This is a genomic window from Bradyrhizobium sp. BWC-3-1 (assembly GCF_032917965.1).
Lineage (GTDB): Bacteria > Pseudomonadota > Alphaproteobacteria > Rhizobiales > Xanthobacteraceae > Bradyrhizobium > Bradyrhizobium canariense_D.
The window spans coordinates 7,536,941-7,553,996 of sequence record NZ_CP136625.1 but is presented as its reverse complement, the minus strand read 5'-3'; the positions used below and the strand labels follow the sequence as shown (position 1 = coordinate 7,553,996).

The 17,056-nt window shown below is 58.4% G+C and carries 13 protein-coding genes; 7 read left to right on the top strand and 6 right to left on the bottom strand.

Going from position 1 to position 17,056, the window contains the following annotated elements; translation table 11 throughout:
• Positions 1-1,229: 1,229 nt before the first annotated feature.
• From RX329_RS36305 to RX329_RS36280, 6 genes are all read right to left on the bottom strand, one after another.
• Positions 1,230-2,258, bottom strand: coding sequence for an LLM class flavin-dependent oxidoreductase (locus tag RX329_RS36305; protein ID WP_317245133.1), 1,029 nt, complete (start codon positions 2,256-2,258; stop codon positions 1,230-1,232).
• Between the two features lie 217 nt (positions 2,259-2,475).
• Positions 2,476-3,552, bottom strand: coding sequence for a histidinol-phosphate transaminase (gene hisC, locus RX329_RS36300; RefSeq protein ID WP_231190946.1), 1,077 nt, complete (start codon positions 3,550-3,552; stop codon positions 2,476-2,478).
• Between the two features lie 675 nt (positions 3,553-4,227).
• Complete coding sequence (locus tag RX329_RS36295) at positions 4,228-5,340, bottom strand: branched-chain amino acid ABC transporter substrate-binding protein (RefSeq protein WP_317245132.1); 1,113 nt, start codon at positions 5,338-5,340, stop codon at positions 4,228-4,230.
• Positions 5,341-5,980: 640 nt separating this feature from the next.
• Complete coding sequence (locus RX329_RS36290; RefSeq protein WP_317245131.1) at positions 5,981-6,703, bottom strand: MerR family transcriptional regulator; 723 nt, start codon at positions 6,701-6,703, stop codon at positions 5,981-5,983.
• A gap of 115 nt (positions 6,704-6,818) precedes the next feature.
• Entirely contained in the window at positions 6,819-7,022 is a 204-nt protein-coding gene (locus RX329_RS36285) for a hypothetical protein (protein WP_085348244.1), read from the bottom strand.
• A gap of 2,278 nt (positions 7,023-9,300) precedes the next feature.
• Positions 9,301-10,245: a LysR family transcriptional regulator gene (locus RX329_RS36280; RefSeq protein ID WP_085348245.1), complete on the bottom strand. Its 945-nt coding sequence runs from the start codon at positions 10,243-10,245 to the stop codon at positions 9,301-9,303.
• A gap of 477 nt (positions 10,246-10,722) precedes the next feature.
• Between RX329_RS36280 and RX329_RS36275 the strand changes: the two genes are divergently transcribed.
• Genes RX329_RS36275 through nodI form a run of 7 tightly spaced genes read left to right on the top strand, consistent with a single transcriptional unit; the run spans position 10,723 to position 17,056 of the window.
• Complete coding sequence (locus RX329_RS36275) at positions 10,723-11,103, top strand: response regulator (protein ID WP_317245130.1); 381 nt, start codon at positions 10,723-10,725, stop codon at positions 11,101-11,103.
• Positions 11,100-11,732 (top strand): NodA family N-acyltransferase, encoded by a 633-nt coding sequence (locus RX329_RS36270; RefSeq protein WP_085348247.1) that lies wholly within the window; start codon positions 11,100-11,102, stop codon positions 11,730-11,732. The genes RX329_RS36275 and RX329_RS36270 overlap by 4 nt, the downstream gene beginning before the upstream one ends.
• On the top strand, positions 11,729-12,388 hold the full coding sequence (gene nodB, locus RX329_RS36265) for a chitooligosaccharide deacetylase NodB (RefSeq protein WP_317245129.1): 660 nt from the start codon (positions 11,729-11,731) through the stop codon (positions 12,386-12,388). Before RX329_RS36270 ends, nodB begins: the two co-directional genes overlap by 4 nt.
• A gap of 14 nt (positions 12,389-12,402) precedes the next feature.
• Positions 12,403-13,761, top strand: coding sequence for a chitooligosaccharide synthase NodC (nodC, locus tag RX329_RS36260; protein ID WP_317245128.1), 1,359 nt, complete (start codon positions 12,403-12,405; stop codon positions 13,759-13,761).
• A gap of 22 nt (positions 13,762-13,783) precedes the next feature.
• Positions 13,784-14,413, top strand: a complete 630-nt coding sequence (gene nodS, locus RX329_RS36255) for a nodulation methyltransferase NodS (RefSeq protein ID WP_317245127.1) — start codon at positions 13,784-13,786, stop codon at positions 14,411-14,413.
• A gap of 11 nt (positions 14,414-14,424) precedes the next feature.
• Positions 14,425-16,137, top strand: coding sequence for a nodulation protein NodU (nodU, locus tag RX329_RS36250; protein WP_317245126.1), 1,713 nt, complete (start codon positions 14,425-14,427; stop codon positions 16,135-16,137).
• Between the two features lie 4 nt (positions 16,138-16,141).
• The gene (gene nodI, locus RX329_RS36245) at positions 16,142-17,056 is read left to right on the top strand and encodes a nodulation factor ABC transporter ATP-binding protein NodI (protein ID WP_085348762.1); all 915 of its coding nucleotides are present in this window, start codon (positions 16,142-16,144) and stop codon (positions 17,054-17,056) included.

Genomic DNA, 17,056 nt, shown 5'->3' with positions numbered 1-17,056 from the left:
CGCATCCCAGCGAAATCAGATTTGTTCCGTTTGACACCGGTGCGCGAGCCGAGGCCCGAATAGGCGAAATGACCTGGATACATTTGCCGCTGCTACGGGTGTGAGACGGACGTTCGAGTTATGATCAGGGAAACTCGCAACTGTGCGACTTGCGAGCAAAGCATCTCTCTTCCTATGCTCTAGGCCGTAAGCGTGCGGTGGCTCACGTTCAAAACCGAGATGGAGCGTGTGCGCCGCGTTCCATTTGCTACAAGACTTGCTGCAGCCGGGTGGAACGTTTGGTGGCACGCGTCCGTGCTCTTTCGTTTGTTCACTCGGATCGCTCTGTTGAAGACCGAATCGACTGAGTGATCCCGGTCACGTAAAGATGGTCATCCGATGTGCAAGTGCTCGGGGCGCCGACGCGTTTTGTGATTGCGTACGCCATCGAAATCGAGCCTCGCGGTCTTACGTCGGTGTGTTGGTCGTGCGCCACGTTCACCTCGATGAATCTCTTGATTTTCCATTGGCTGTCGCGTCGAGCCCAGAGGAGATACCAACGTGAACGCACAGATCATTTCCATGTGCCGCTTCCGTATCTTGATCCATTCTCTCTTACTGTCCTCGTCACTGCACGGCTATGCTGTGCAAACCGTGCATTTCACCCACCAGCGACCACCGCGTTTCTCCGCACGCAACTTGCCGCGGCGGATCCGAGAGAGCACGGCTTCGGGACTTATGTGATTCGTCGCCGCGAACCGCTGAACAGTGAGGTAGTCATCATCGAGAGGTGGCGGGGTGCTAATGCCGTGCGCAGCCAGGAGAATGCGCAGCGAAGCCAACTCCGCCAGCACGATCTCGAGCTTACGCGCGATCTCCTCCGTCCGGTCGGAGCGCCGCCGGCACTGCGTCACGACAGGCCCAACCGGGCGATAGGGCAAACCCTGGAATTGTGTGAAATGCGATCGACCAACTGGCGCGCCAAAGCGGGATCAGCGTGAGCCAACTCACCTGTCCATGCCGGCCACTGTTCGGTCGATACCAACGCACGCAAAATTAGAGTCAGGTCATTTACTGCCGTTAAGCGCCCTGTTTGGTAATGTAGTCGAACGGATCGCATGCGCGTAATGGCCATTTGAACGATAAGAGCAGCCTGACCGATGCATTCGGCTGCGGTACTCACTGGCCTGGCTGTCGCCATTTATTGCCGGGTCAAGGGCGAACTTATTGGAACCGCTGTCGGGTCACCGTCAGCGATCTGCCGCTATGAGCTCGGAGTGAATGGCATTTGCGGTGTTGAGGCAGGCATCCAGTGACAGAGATCCGAAGGCGGGCTGGCAAAGGAGATAGTTGATGCCTGCCTCTTCGACCTGATCGAGAAGAGTGTGGCGCACCGAAGCGCGCGTTCCGACAACGCACAGTTCACTCTCAATTGCGGCATCCAAGGTCAGGGGCAGGTTGGACGGAGGCGGGATGTCATTGAGCTCGTACAGGAATTTAAAGCTTCTGAGCCATGTTTCGTAGGCAGGCGCGGCGAGGGAACGGGCCGCTGCTTCAGAGCTGGCAATCACGATCATGCGGAGCAACGCGAGAAATGGCGCTGAGCTGTTGGCGTCGCCCGTGACGTTTCGATTAGCGCGATAGACATCGGTGATCTTGCGAACGGCAGAAGAGGGGCCCATGCAGGCAAGATTGGCGCCATTTGCCGCCGCCCAGCGGGCGGATTCCGGCCGATTTGTTGCAATCCATGTCGGGGGACAAGGACGCTGGTGAGGTGAAAGCGTCAAAGGGACGTCGCTCAGCGCAAAATGCCGCCCTTCGTATGTGAGCGGGCCGCCATTCATCGCGCCAACGAAGATTTGAGAAGCTTCCTCGTAACGGCTCGAGGCGACATCGGCTCCAACGCCAAAATAGCTCAGTTCGATCGGCAGAGAGCCGCGACCAAGGCCGACCTCAACCCTGCCGCCGCTCAGGTGATCCAACATGCAGATCTCCTCGAATGCACGCAGCGGGTGATAGAGGTTGAGCAGCATGACCAAAGGACCGACGCGAAGTCGCCGTGTGCGTTGTATGACGCTTGACAGAAACAAATTCGGCGACGGACCCAGTCCATGTGGAGTGCAATGATGCTCCGCCAGATGATAGGCATAGAAACCGAGCCGGTCGTAGGCCTCCGCCAGGGTAAGGCGGTCAGCGTATTGCCGGGTGATATCGCGGCCGTCCTCGTCAAGATGGTCAAAGATGCCGCAGGTCAGGTTCGAGGGAACAACGTTTCTCACTCAGTTATCTCCTATATAGAGAGGACCGGAGTCCGCCGGGTTTCGGGAGTGCAAGAGGTGCTCGCTGGTAATGCGCTTTATTACTGCGAAGTCGTTCACAACGGGGCGTAATGCGGCGACTGGAGAAAAACTGACTCAGGGCTGCGTCGCGAAGCCGCATGATGTGTGGGACCGGATCGATTACGACGGAGATCTATGACATGAGTGGAAGGGACCACTAGCCACGACATCCCACTTTCCTAAGAATGCTGCCGACGGCCGCAAGAAACGCATCCATCTGGCGCTTTGTACCGATGCTAACCCGAATGCACTCTTCCAGGCCGGCATCCGGAAAGAAGGCAACAAGGACTCTCTGGTCTTGCAACGCCGCCTGCCACCATCTGCCACCCTGGCCTAACGGCACACGGGCGAGGAGGAAGTTCGCGTGCGAAGGCGTTACGCAGAATCCAACGTCTGCGAGGGCGGCCGTTACACGTTGACGCTCAAGCCTGACGTGGCGATGGTTCTCCTCATAGGCGTCCCGATGCGCAAGGATGCTCATGCCCACCGCGTGAGCGACCACATTCATGTTGAAAACGTTCTGGATGTTGCGAAGCCGCCCAATCAGCTCGGGATGGCCGAAACCGAAGCCCACGCGAATGCCAGCGGCCGAATAACTCTTGGAAAATGTGCGCAGGACCAGAAGATTCGAATGGCGCTCAACAAGGCGTAGGCCGTCCTCAGGTGCGAAATCGACGTAAGCTTCGTCCAATACGATCAATCGGTCAGATCGTGTAACGAGGCGTTCGATCTCAGCGAGCGGAACAAAGGTTCCGGTCGGATTATTCGGATTGGCCAGCAGAATGAACTTGGCATGTTTAGCCGGACCGACAAGCAGCTGGTCCATCGGCAAGCAGTCAGGTGCTGACCAGGGAATTTCTATAAAGCGGGCCCCTTGCAACATGGCAAGCTTGAGATTGAAGGAAAAACCCGGCGACATCATTGCGACCTCGTCGCCCGGGGCAAGAAAGGCTCTGTAAATCAGGCTGAGGAGTTCAGACGATCCATTGCCAGCGATCACGCGATCAGTTGCAATGCCATACGCAGCTGCGGCCGCTTGCCTCAAGCTGAGATTGTCGTCTTCTGGGTAGCGGTATTGCAGCTCAAGAGCTGCAATTGCGCTTCGCATCACGATGTCTGGCAAAGGAAATGGGTTCTCATTCGTGTTCAGTTTCACGCAATTGTTGTCGGTGGTGGGACGCCCCGACGGTAGAGCATCCAGTTCGCGAGCCACCGGCGAGAGCGAGGAAAGCATAGTCTGCAACTTTGCATCCAAAGTGGTGTTCTCCCTTTTTGTCGACGAGAGTAGTTGAGGGCGTTCGGCGAGCCTACGTGGGTGCGTGCGCTTTGTTAGGACCCAAGAAGGGCGAGGCCTGCATGAATGTGAGTGTTGGGAGGCAGACCTGGCTCTAAGGGCCGTACCGGTTCAGACTCCGTCCCAAAGGCCGGATAGCGATCAGCACGGATCAGGCGTCGCACGGCGTTTTCCGAACCAATACCTGTTTCCAGGAAAGAGATGGAAGGCCACGTCCCTCGACCGAACACCGCAGCTAACGATTGGCTCGAACCCGCGCAATCGGCAGAGGGAACGCGCGTGACTGACATCGTTTCAAGACGTACGTTCGTTCTAAAGAGGCCCTGACAGCTCACTCCCGAGAGCGAGGCGCGCATCAATTCCAATAGCTGGAAGAAGGCACGGATATTCGTCGGCCTTCCGAATGTGGAAGTGATGCTCATTGCAGTGGCACCAGACGAATGGGAACGTACTCTTCGGGCGGCCCTGCGGGCGCGCACGACAGCTTTGATAGCATTGCTGCGAGGGTGAGAAATGCTGCGACTGCGGCGATTGCGAGGCACGTGAGCAGCGCGTAATCGATATATCGAGGATGGTTCATCATTCGAACGCTCCGTACGGTGTTGGCACGGGCGGTCAGTTCTGCTCGACCGCTTCGACGGAATTGTCGCGCCAGCGGTAAACGATGAAGCCAGGGGCGGCATTGTCTCCCTTGGAGTCGAATCTAACAGTGCCAATAGCCGTGTCGATTGACTCGGAGCGGAGGGCCGCAGCGACTCGCATAGCATCGAAGGTGCCGGCCCGTTTGACGGAGTCGGCCCATGCTTGAACCGCGGCATAAGCGTAGAGCGTGTAACCTGCGGCGGTTAGGCTCGAACCCTTGAGCTTGGCGACCGCAGCTGCGCCTGCAGCATTCTTCGTCGGGTCCGGCATAAAGGTAAAGAGCGTGCCGTTCGCGGCCTCGCCGGCAATGGCCAAAAAGTCGGTTGTCATCAGCGGATCGTTGGCGATCACGGTCAGACGCGCGCCCGCCTCCGCGGCTTGACGCACGATCAGGCCGATCTCGTTGTAATAGCCGCCAATATAGACGAGCTGGATTCCCTCTCTCTTCAGTCGCGAAACGAGAGCGGTGTAATCCTTCTCGCCTGCAACATAGCTTTGTCGAACGGGATGCTCTCCGGCTGCACGAAGGCGCGATTCTACGATATCGGCGATACCCCTGCCTGCTGTGCTCTTGTCGTCGAGGACTGCGAGCTTTGCACCTTGGTGATGCCGCGCGATGTATTCGGCGGCAACTCTGCCTTGCTGGTCATCGCGGCCGCATATCCGAAACAGGGTCGTTAGGCCACGCTCTGTCAGACGGGGATTGGTGGACCCAGGTGAAATCTGAATTACCTCGGCTTCGGCGTATATGTCTGAAGCCGGAATCGACGAAGATGAACAGAAGTGACCAACGACGAGCCTGATCCCGTCACTTGTCAGGCGATTGGCAACAGCGACAGCCTGCTTGGGATCGCATGCGTCGTCGGCGATTCTCAATATGAGCCTTGTGTCAGGCAGCAGACCCGAAGCATTTATCGAATCCACAGCTGCGGCCGCTCCATCGCGTATCTGCGCGCCGAGCGCCGCAGTGCTTCCCGTCATCGGACCCGCTATGGCAATGTAAACATCTTTGGCCCTGGCGCTCGAGCTCAGGGCCACGGAAAGGAGCGCAGCAGCTGCAAGCCTGTGAATGCGAAGGATCGTCATATATGACTCCCGGTGTCTCGCGAGACGACTTGGTCTGCTTCGCCATTCTGGTGTGACGCGGCGGCCAACAATCTGGCGCAATGATGTTTGGAGCGAACTCAGGTTGCGTACGAATAGGCTCAGGTTGTTGCCAGGTTGGGCCATAAGCTTCGGGCGGGCACGGACGAGCAGACGTTCCGACACTGGTCAGGAGAAGCGGTCGTCTAGGGGCTGACAGGACCAATATCGAACATTCTGCTGATACCCGGTAGATTCGCCAGTCTCCCGTGCTCGACAGGCGTGTGCCGAGCAGGCGCTTGGAAGGCGCGTACGACCATCCAACGACTTGTTCTCGTCGAGAACTCTCACCGAGAACTTCCGAAACTAATGCCGATCAAAGGAGTCTCCCTCGGTTTAACCGGCGCTCTGTCTGTCGCCCCGTCGATGCTTTAGAAGGTACAATGTGACGCTACGTACGAATCAAGTACTTCGAAGCGTGCTCGTTGGGGTTGATTGCCAAGATCGACAGAGCGAAAGACCCAACCGACAACGCAGAGTCCGAGGCGACTGCTAGGGACAAACCATCCGCGGTCAGACAGGATCACCATCACCTCATCCGGTCTAGAGACATTTCAGTAATAGGGCGTCGCAACGGGTGCGCTCAACTCTTTCCCAGCTGGTCCTCCAGCGCGGCGAGGGCGAGATCGAGGTATCGCATGAGGCTCGCATCCCAGCCGGCGAGATTGTGTGGTTCGGTCAATCGCGTCAGCACCTTAAGTATCATCGAGACAGTCGAATCAACCCCTGCGATCTCAGTCAGCAGCGAACGGGCCTGACGCGCGATTGCATTTGCCCGCTCGCAGCACGGAGGCTCACCCTGGTCCATGCAGCTTCGTAGCTCGTCCCGAATCTTTCGCCACCGATCTTCGCGGCTAGCGTTAGAGGCGCACGTGCAGATGGCAGAGGGGGTACTACGCTCCTCAATCCGCGACATGGCATCTAGCGTGGCCGGCAGCCCGTCGACACTGACTTCTGTCTCACCTTGCGTCGTCATAGTGCGCAATCGATCCCGTAATAATGTCGCGCGCGCGACTTGAAGCTCAATCCGCTCCAGATGGTTTCGCAACAGGTCCGTGAGAGATGTCCGCCCCTCGATCGCCTTGCGAATCTCAGGAAGCGAGAAGCCGAGCTCACGTAGAGCGCGAATCTGGGAGACGCGTTGTAGGCTTTCCCGATCGTACATGCGGTGACCGCCACAGGTACGTTCCGACACCGTCAATAACCCGGTATGTTCGTAATGATGCAGAGTGCGTACGGTTACACCGGTCGCCTCTGCAAGTTCTCCAATACGCCATCGGCGCCGTCGTGGTATCGCGTTTGTCATGATCCTCAATTTGCAAGCCTACAACCTGACGTCACGTGAGAATCAAGTTATTTCAATGATCTAGATGATGCGTCTCTTGCTGCAGGCCCCAGAAGGTTAGAGTGCATGCCGGTGCTCAAGCGGCCGAGACAAGTGCAAGCATCAAGTACGCGAGCGACGCCAATTCGTCCCGCGCTGCGCGTTGCATCACCAGTCTGGCGATCGCCACGCGATTCTCGCTAGTTCGCATGCATGACGGTAAAGACGCGATCGCTTGATCGAACAGCCTTCCCAAGCTCGCGAGATCATCGGGATCGTAGACTCCGCTCGGCTTTTCCAACAGAAACCTCCTTTGGTGATTGCACTCGCGCCGCACGTGACGAAGCCGTTTGGCTGTGGTGGGGCAAAAAGGAGACGGAGCGGCGACGTGCGTGAAAGAATGTGACAGGTGCGTCCACGTGATGCCGTTGTGCAACAGGGCGTTTGCTTCCTCTGCCCGACAGTGCGCTAATCCAAAGTGTGCAATGCCTCCTCGATCCTGCAGCAGCGGTGGCTATTCTGCGGCCTGATCATCAGGAAAGCGAAAGCATGTGCGTGACAGCCCGCTGAGACACGGCCTCCCGAAACGGCGAACCTAGACATAGCACTGATCTCATCGGATGGCTCTCTTTCAGTCGCAATCCTTGCCGTGACGTCTATCACCTAGGCGCGCGGCGCGGTTGATTGGGTTGATCATCGCGGATCAATCGCACCAGCAGTCGTGGCGCGGCGGCGGGCTTGGCGCCTATCAGCTTTTTCGATCGTCCGCTAGCCCCGTTGTGGCACTGTGGGATCAAAGGCGTTGCTCGCGTGATCGCTGCCCAGGTTTTGAGTGCCGGAAGATGATGGCTGCTCTTCAACTGCGCAGGTCCGCCGCCGTGAACGTCGGGAGTATGACGGAAGGCGAGCTCAAGACCATTCGTGAAGGCATCATCTCAACGCAGGTTCACCTCAAGCGTCTGGCAAAACGTTGCTCGCAATTAAGGACCGGGTCTTCGAATGATCGTGCCATATCCGTTGCATGTGGCGGCACTCAAACGCGTCTACGGCCGCCCCAGGCGCCACGCGCTCACGCCCGGGGAAAGCCTTGGCATAACTAATACAGCAATAACTTGCGTGTTTAGGCTTGCGCCGGCTCGGTGTCGCGGAGCGCAGTACATCGGACGGCCCTCGGCAGATGTAATCCACCCGAAGTGCAAGGATTCCTAGCGACACTGCCTTTGCAGAATCACTTGGCAAGCCTTTGGTAGCCTCGCTATACGGCAGAGATGCTGTAGCTTGGTGGAGGAGTCTAATGCGCGTCTTAAGACCGTGCTCAAGTCAAAGCGACTCCCCAGATCGGGGGGCAGTGTCTGGCGGATTCGCCGTAAAGAATCCCATCGAACATAAGGCTCGACGGCGAGCTGTCGCGGTATTGGCTTGCTCGTCCGGCCGCTCACTCACTCAATTCCAGCCTCTAACAGTATCGCTTTGGCAAGCGCGCTGGACATATATGCTTCGAGTAAGATAGGCAAATCATCTTGCCGCAGCAAAGGAGCCCTTCGGGGTTAGCGGTGCGAGGCAGCAGCTCGAGATGGACGGCGGTGGCGCGGTGTGAGTCACGCCGCGATCTTTCGAAAAACACGATTGTTGCGACGTCGGAAAGAAGGACCCCGCGCCGATGATCCGATTTGGCTCGGGTGAACATGTCGGCCGAAATGATCGAAAGCTGGAGGAGGAGCAGGCTTGGCGAGTGGGAGCGGCGAGCGCTTACGCGGCCGCACCTTGTCACAGTTGCGGTCCTCTCATCATGAACACTCCTCACCGCAACACGCGCGCACGGGAAAAGTGCCGCCAGCTGATGTCACTTGATTCCGGGTTGATCCTGCGGTCTGCAAGCTTGCAGTTGCACTCGATCACGCGGCATCGCGCGCATGGAGAGGAACATAAGCGCCGTCGAGAGAGGAAGTGTTCCGAATTTCCATTGTGACATTGTGCAAAGACACGCAGTCTTCCCCGCCCATCCGGTTTGCGCGAGCAGGCGGTTGGCTTTGGGGTGCGCGATTGTGGGCGGCGTTTGCGTTCAGCTTTCATGTTGATTCGACCGGAACGAGCAGGAAGCGCCTCTGCCGGTCATCAGCCATTTGTATCTAGTGGCGCGCTTCGGGACTAACTCCATCGCTGTTGAAGGCAATGAGATCCACCCTTCAGGCAAACAGCGATGCGGGTTCGCTACCAGGTGAAGCCTGCAACTTCGATCGGAGGTGCTGGCCTTGAACCTGACGCGGCGTGCGATTCAAGCGAGTTTGGTGCTGAGGCCGAACATTCTTCGCCGGACAGGCCACATTTTTTTGCGTACTCTGAAGCTGGCGCATGCACCTGTGATGCGGTCCCGTCCGAATCAGCGGAAAGTCCTTAGCAAGCGAGCTGTGTGATGCGCGGGATCGTCACGGCACCGCGAGTCAATCGGCTGCGACCCGACCAAACTACGCTTAAGCGCGCTTTTTTTCACTATGCCAAACGTCAATCAGACGACCGGGGGCTTCGGGCCTGGCGTAAGTCCGGTTAGCGGGAGCAGGCCGCAACCGCCCCGAACAGTCCTAGGACGGGCCGTGACATTGGCTGATCTCGGACGGAGAGACCATCGTGGATGCCTGCTGCAAGAATATGTTGCGCAACCACATGCTTCCAGGATCAGTATTATGAGTGGCCGGCCATTGGACGGCCTCTGTGAATGTGAGAAGTCGCAGGGGAGGTTCGACAACCCGCAGCGGCATCGTCTGTGCGAAATGGCTGACCAATCTTGAGGGCATGCTCGCTATACGGTTGGTGCCCAATAACATAGGCGGAATCATGCCAAAACCCTGCACCGCGACCTCGGTGCGTATCTTGAAACCATGCTCGAGCAAGAGCCATTCGTGGAAGGAGGGCCTCAGGGAGCGTCCGAACTGGGCTTCCACGTGCCCGATCGAGATGTATTTCTCAAACGTGAGACGCGAAGCGAGCTGCTTGTTCATGGGGCAGCCCACGCAGACGAAAGTGTCCTCGAACAGAGCCGCCTTCGGATGCGCGCTCGACATGAACATCTGCGGATACATGAGAAAATCGACTTCACCGCGCCGGAGAAGCTCATCGGGTTCCTCTGCGGGCGGCAGCAACTCGAAACTGATTGTTGGTGCCTCCCGCGCGACGCGGTCCACGACTCCTCGAAGAAACACGACAGTCATGAAGTCGGACAGGATGATCCTGAATCGCCGATTCGATTGAGACGGATCGAAGCCGTCTGGAGAAATAATGGAGTGCTGAATGTGAGCGAGAGCCTCGCGAATTGGGGCTGCGAGCGCTTCAGCCCGCGGCGTTGGGACAAGCTTCCGTCCTTTCATGGTGAATAGCTCATCGCGAAAGTAAGTGCGAAGCCGCGCGACGGCGGCACTCATGGCAGGTTGACTGAGGTTGATGCTTCTTGCCGCCGTAGTGAGATTGCCTTGCGTCACCAGGGCGTCGAACGCGACGAGGAGATTCAGATCAAGGCCCTTGAAACGCATAATCCGGAGCGATCCACGCTGTGAATGTGTTCTATCGATATAATCGATTTTACCATTTGTACCGAATGAGGATAGCAAACGATAGTTTAGCGAGATGTCAGATCCATCAGAATGGTTACAAACCGTTGCGCGTCTCAGCCCAGCGCTAGGTATCAATCAAGACGTCTCGATCGAGCGGTCGCAGTTTCGCGCGTGTTGCGCAAGCCATATCGCCGTGAGCTAGCACGATCGGAATCCGCAAAATTGCGTGGGCGTATACGACGAGCAAACCATCGTATGGCTTCGCCAACCCATTCTATATCCACCGTGTACCGCCGTAGAATTGAGCGAACCCTCAACCAGGCCGTAGATTGCTGTCCGGTCGCACCCCTCCGGTTGCGGGTGCCAAATGTGCCTTGGTCGCATCCGATTGGATTGCGTCCTTGCGACGGTGAAATCGTGCGGAACATGCAAGCGAAGGCGTCCTTGGCGAATCTCATGAAAGTTGCGCACACGCGCGACGTGGTCGCGATTGTGAATGCAGATCAGTCAGTGCGTGAAGATCTGACGGATATGGTGTTTTCCGCAGGTTACGTGCCGGAACCATTCGAGAGCGCAGAGGGGTTCTCGAAATCAGACCGCCGTTCGATCACGTCGTGCTTGATCGCGGACATGCACTCGAGCGCGATGAGTGGCCTCGAGCTCTTCGATCATCTGGTTGCATCCGGAGGCGCGATTCCCACCGTTCTGCTCACAGGCCATTCCGAACACGATGTGAGGCGAGGCCCTGGACTCCAGTTCATGAACGAGCCTTTCGAAGGTAGCGAACTGCTGGCCTGCGTCAGGAGCCAGATAGCGAACAGGAATGACGCCCTATGAACATGATCGTGCCCGAATCCACACGAGGTGTTTCGGCGCGCCCTCCAGTCCGTTGGAGGTTGTGCTGGGAGAATGACCTTGAACTTGCTGATCATATTGAATTATCCGACTTCTTCCGGAAAACCTATGGTCCGACCGGGGAATTCAATGCAAAGCCTTTTGAAGGTCATCGAAGCTGGGCCGGCGCAAGGCCTGAAATTCGGGCAATCGGCTACGATGATCGTGGCATTGCGATTCACATCGCGGCACTACGCCGCTTCATAAAAATTGGCCAGACCGATCTGCTCGTGGCTGAACTCGGATTGTACGGGGTTCGCCCGGATCTGGAGGGGCTTGGAATAACCCACTCGATCCGAGTGATGTATCCCGTATTGCGAGATCTTGGCGTGCCGTTCGGCTTTGGCACGGTCCGAGCTGCCCTGCAGAAACATATTACCAGGCTGCTCGGGCGACAGGGATTGGCGACTGTTCTGCCAGGGCTTCGCGTCCGGTCCGCTCGTCCGGACATCTACCTCACTGTGCCTCCGACGCGTGTGGAAGACGTGGTCGGCCTCGTTCTGCCGATTGCGAGACCCATGAGCGAATGGCCGGCGGGTGACACGATCGAACGGAACGGGCCAGAACTGTGAGGTCCACAAACGATGCGACTGAAGCGCGGCGCGACTACGCCGAGGCCGGCGGAGAGCCTTGCGTCTATCTGAGCTTTGATGATGGTCCCAACCCGCTTTGCACGCCGGCTATCCTGGATGTGCTGGCGCAGCATCGGACGCCCGCCACCTTCTGCGTGATCGGTGCATACGCGGCGGGCCAGCCGCAGCTGATCCAGCGCATGATTGCAGAAGGGCACGAGGTCGCAAACCACACAATGACGCACCCGGAATTGGCCAAATGCATGCTGGATGAGGTGGAATACGAGATCCTCACGACGAACAAGGTCATCGGAATGGCCTGCCCCGGAGCCTCTGTGCGGCACATGCGTGCGCCGTACGGAATCTGGAGCAAGGAGGTCTTCGCCGCGTCGGCGAAGGCCGAACTGGCAGCCCTGCACTGGTCAGTCGATCCGCAAGATTGGGCTCGTCCCGGCGTCGAGGCGATTATTGCCGCAGTGTTGGCCTCGGTCAGGCCAGGCGCAATCGTGCTCCTGCACGACGGCTGCCCTCCCGACGAGTTGGGACGCTGCCCTCATGCTGGTCAGCGCGACCAGACCGTGACGGCGCTCGCCCAACTCATTCCAGCACTGCATGACCGTGGATTTGCAATCCGGTCGCTTCCTCAACCTCACTGAATAGATCGATTCCCATGAGCCTGCTTGCCACCATCAGCACCGCTGCTGTTGCCTCCTACGCGTTGCTCTCCAGCGTCCACAAGAGCGCGCAGGCGCTTTATGCGCTGCGAAGCGACGCTCCACTGCCGCCGTACGACCCGGTCGACGCCGATGCTCTGCCTAGCGTCGATGTCATCGTGCCCTGCTTCAACGAGGACCCGCGCACGCTGGCGGCCTGCCTGAAGTCTATCGCAAGTCAGGATTACCCAGGGCGATTGCAGGTCTACGTGGTCGACGACGGCTCTGCAAATGTCGGCGCAGTGGCCGCGGTCCACGCGAGCTACGCGTATGACCCGAGATTCACCATCATTCTGCTGCCAAGCAATGTTGGAAAACGCAAGGCGCAGATCGCAGCGATTCGCCGCTCATTCGGCGATCTCGTGCTTAACGTCGACTCCGACACGGAAATCGACAGCGACGTGGTCAGCAAGCTCGTGCGCAAGATGCAGGATCCAGCCGTCGGCGCGGCCATGGGCCAATTGAAGGCCAGCAACCGAAACGACAGCTGGCTGACCCGATTGATCGACATGGAGTACTGGTTGGCTTGCAACGAGGAGCGCGCCGCGCAGACGCGGTTTGGTGCCGTCATGTGCTGCTGTGGGCCGTGCGCCATGTACCGGCGCTCCGCGCTGCTGTTGCTGCTCGAGCAATACGAGACGCAGTTCTTCCGGGGAAAACCCAGCGACTTCGGTGAGGACCGTCATCTGACCATCCTCATGCTCAAGGCAGGGTTCCGAACGGAGTACGTACCGGACGCCATCGCCGCCACGGTGGTCCCGGACACGCTCTTGCCGTATCTGCGCCAACAGCTCCGCTGGGCGCGCAGCACCTACCGCGACACCCTGCTCGGTTTGCACCTGCTGCCCGGCCTCGACCGCTACCTCACGCTGGACGTGGTTGGACAGAACCTCGGCCCGCTGCTGCTCGCCATCTCATCGATTGCCGCGCTCGCTCAGCTCGCGCTCACGGGCTCCGTGCCCTGGTGGACCGGTCTGACCATCGTCGCGATGACCATGATTCGATGCAGCGTGGCAGCCCTGCGCGCCGGCGAGCTTCGATTTCTCGGCTTCTCGCTGCACACCCCGATCAACATCTTCCTCCTGCTCCCGATGAAAGCCTATGCGCTCTGTACCTTGAGCAACAGCGATTGGCTCTCGCGCAAAATAGCGAAATCACCAGACGTTGATGAATCGAAGGCCTCGACCGAAGACGCGACAACTGGACCAAGCCTTAACCCCGGATTGGAAATGCCTGGCGCAATTCGCAGGGCAGGTCTTTCGCGCGCTCCATCACAGCTGATCGCGCCGGATGGCATTGCGGCCGAGACTGAGTGAGCAGCTTGTAGGAGATTAGGTCGTGAACGTGCATCAGACATATCAATCGTTGGAACGGGAGCTGTCTAATGAGGATCCGTGGCGGCTCGACGATAATCCGTTCGAACGTGAGCGTCACACCCAATTGCTGCGGCTGTCGCTGTCGAACAGCGCCGTCTCAAATGGCCTCGAAATCGGGTGCGCGGCCGGTGCGTTTACAGAGAAGCTTGCTCCTCACTGCGAACGGCTCACGGTCATCGATGTTATGCCGCGAGCGATCGGTCGAGCGGTCCAGCGGACCAAGAGGTGGTCGCATATCAGCTGGGCGGCGACTGACATTCTGCAGTTCTCGGCCGCAGAGCGGTTCGATCTGATCGTGGTCGCCGAAGTTCTCTATTATCTCGAAGACATGACACAAATGCGTACTGCAGTCGACAACATGGTCAAGATGCTTGCTCCGGGTGGGCATCTGGTCTTCGGATCTGCACGTGATGCGACCTGCAAGCGGTGGGGGCATGTCGCTGGCGCCGAGACGGTCATCACGATCTTGACTGAAGCGCTCATTGAGGTCGAACGCGTGCAGTGCCAGGGGCAGTCGGCTGACGAAGACTGCCTTTTGGTCCGCTTTCGGAATCCGGAGCCATCTTCGATCCCACCCAACGGCCAAGGCTGAGAGGAGCCACTATGCGTATCTGCGGTATCAAGTTGACGCATGATGGGGCCGTCGCTCTGATTGAGGACGGGCGAGTGGTGTTCTGCGTCGAGCAGGAGAAGCTGAACAATAATCCGCGTTATCAAACCATCGACAACCTGGATTCCGTTGTTAGCGCCTTGGCGGAGCACGGGCTCGATCCGAGCGATGTCGATCAGTTCGTCATTGATGGTTGGGATGGAGAGTTCGAATCCCAGTTTGAAGTTCTTAGTGGGACGACGACCGTCAAGCTCAAGGGCGCGCCGTATATCGAACGCCAAGGCGATAGCCCCCTCGCGTCCCGCGATCGCATCGGCCTTATGCTTGATGGGAAACTATATCCCTATCAAAGCTATCCGCATGTCACCGGGCACGTAGCATCCGCATACTGCACCAGCTCGTTTGCCAAATCCGCACAATCTGCTTTCTGCTTGGTGTGGGACGGCTGCATGTTTCCGCGCCTCTACTATGTCGAGCCGCACGGGATTCGGTTCATCGAGTGCCTGTTTCCGATGATAGGCCACGCCTATGCGACGGCAGGACATCACTTTGGACCTTACAGGCGGGCGGACCGGACCAGCTGGGATCTCGGCATCGCCGGCAAGCTGATGGCCTATATCGCACTGGGAGCTCCCGACGAGGAGATTATTGCGACGTTTCAGGAGCTTTATCACGCGCACTTTGCCACGGATGCTGAGGGCGCTTGTCATAAGCTTGCACAGATCAACAGCTCACTATCACCACTTGAAGCTCTGCACGACTTCTTCGATGCGTGCGCACTGCGATTGAAGGCCAAGCAGGCCGAAGACATCCTTGCGTCATTTCACGTCTTTCTAGAGCGCCTGCTGGTTCGCACAATTGCTGATGTTGTGCAGCGACATTCGGATCTTGCGGGGGGGCGTAACCTCTGCATAGCCGGCGGCTGTGGCCTGAATATCAAGTGGAATAGTGCATTTCGTGCGACCGGTCTGTTCGACCACGTGTGGGTGCCGCCCTTTCCGAACGACAGCGGCTCAGCGATCGGTGCTGCTTGCTCTGCACTGGCGGCACAGCAAGGCTTTAGAGCTCTGGAATGGACGGTCTACAGTGGACCGGCCGTTCGTCCCAGCGAAGTCCCGCCCGGATGGGACGGCGCGCCCTGCACTATGGGCGAACTTGCGGCAATCCTCGCGAGTGACAAGCCCGTGATCTTCCTTGCCGGGCGTGCCGAGCTCGGACCACGTGCGTTGGGTGGCAGAAGCATTCTCGCGGCTGCGAGCTGGGAGGGAATGAAAGATCATCTCAACGACGTCAAGCTTCGAGAGCATTTCAGGCCGGTAGCGCCGATATGCCTGGAGGATCGTGCTGCGGAGATTTTTAGCCCTGGAGTACCCGATCCGTACATGCTGTTCGATCACCAGACGCGACCGGAATGGCGGGACAAAATTCCCGCCGTCGTGCATCTTGATGGATCTGCTCGCCTACAGACGGTTTCCAGAACATCTCAGCATAAAGTGGTCGAGCTTCTCATCGCGTACGAGAAGCTCACAGCCATTCCGCTGCTTTGCAATACCAGCGCCAATTTGCATGGACGCGGCTTTTTCCCGGATGCTGCCGCCGCGTGCCAGTGGGGACGCGTCGATCACGTGTGGTGTGACGGCCTGCTTTGGACGAAGAAGCACCCAACAAAGGACGCGGTGCGAACAACGTCCGCCGCGATCGCGTAAGCAAATGTCAACCCCGGCAATCGACCTTTTCGAGGTGAGCAAGTCCTACAAGGACCGGACCGTCGTGGACGCTCTTTCGTTTACGGTCTCGCCCGGAGAGTGCTTCGGTCTGCTGGGACCAAACGGCGCGGGTAAAAGTACGCTTGCGCGATTGATCCTGGGTGTTGCATCGCCCGACGCAGGTAAGATCCACGTGCTTGGCGAGCCGGTGCCGGCACGTGCGCGGTTGGCGCGTCGGGGCATCGGGGTTGTCCCACAATTCGATAACCTCGATCTTCAGCTCACCGTGTGCGAAAACTTGCTCGTATTCGGTCGCTACTTCGGCATGAGCGCGACCGAGGTCAAAGCGGTGACGCCGTCACTGCTCGAATTCGCTCGCTTGGAGAACAAGGCGGACGCGCGCGTCGCCGAACTGTCCGGCGGCATGAAGCGGCGACTGACGCTGGCACGTGCCCTCATTAACGACCCGCAGCTCTTGGTGCTTGACGAGCCGACGACTGGCCTCGATCCGCACGGCCGGCACCTCATCTGGGAACGCTTGCGCTGGCTATTAGCGCGCGGCAAAACGATTCTTCTCACCACCCATTTCATGGAAGAGGCGGAGCGATTGTGCGACCGCCTGTGCGTGCTTGAGCACGGCGGCAAGATCGCCGAAGGGCAGCCTCATGCTCTGATCGAGCAGCAGATCGGGTGTCAGGTGATCGAGATTTACGGTGGTAACCCGCATGAGTTGCTGCCGCTGGTCAGAACCCAAGTGCAGCACGCTGAGGTGAGCGGGGAGACGCTGTTTTGCTATGCCGCGGATCCCGAGCAGGTGCGTCGCCGGCTTGCCAACCGTCCGGATCTCCGTCTTCTGCAGCGACCTCCAAATCTGGAGGATGTCTTCTTGCGGCTAACCGGGCGAGAGATGAAGGACTGA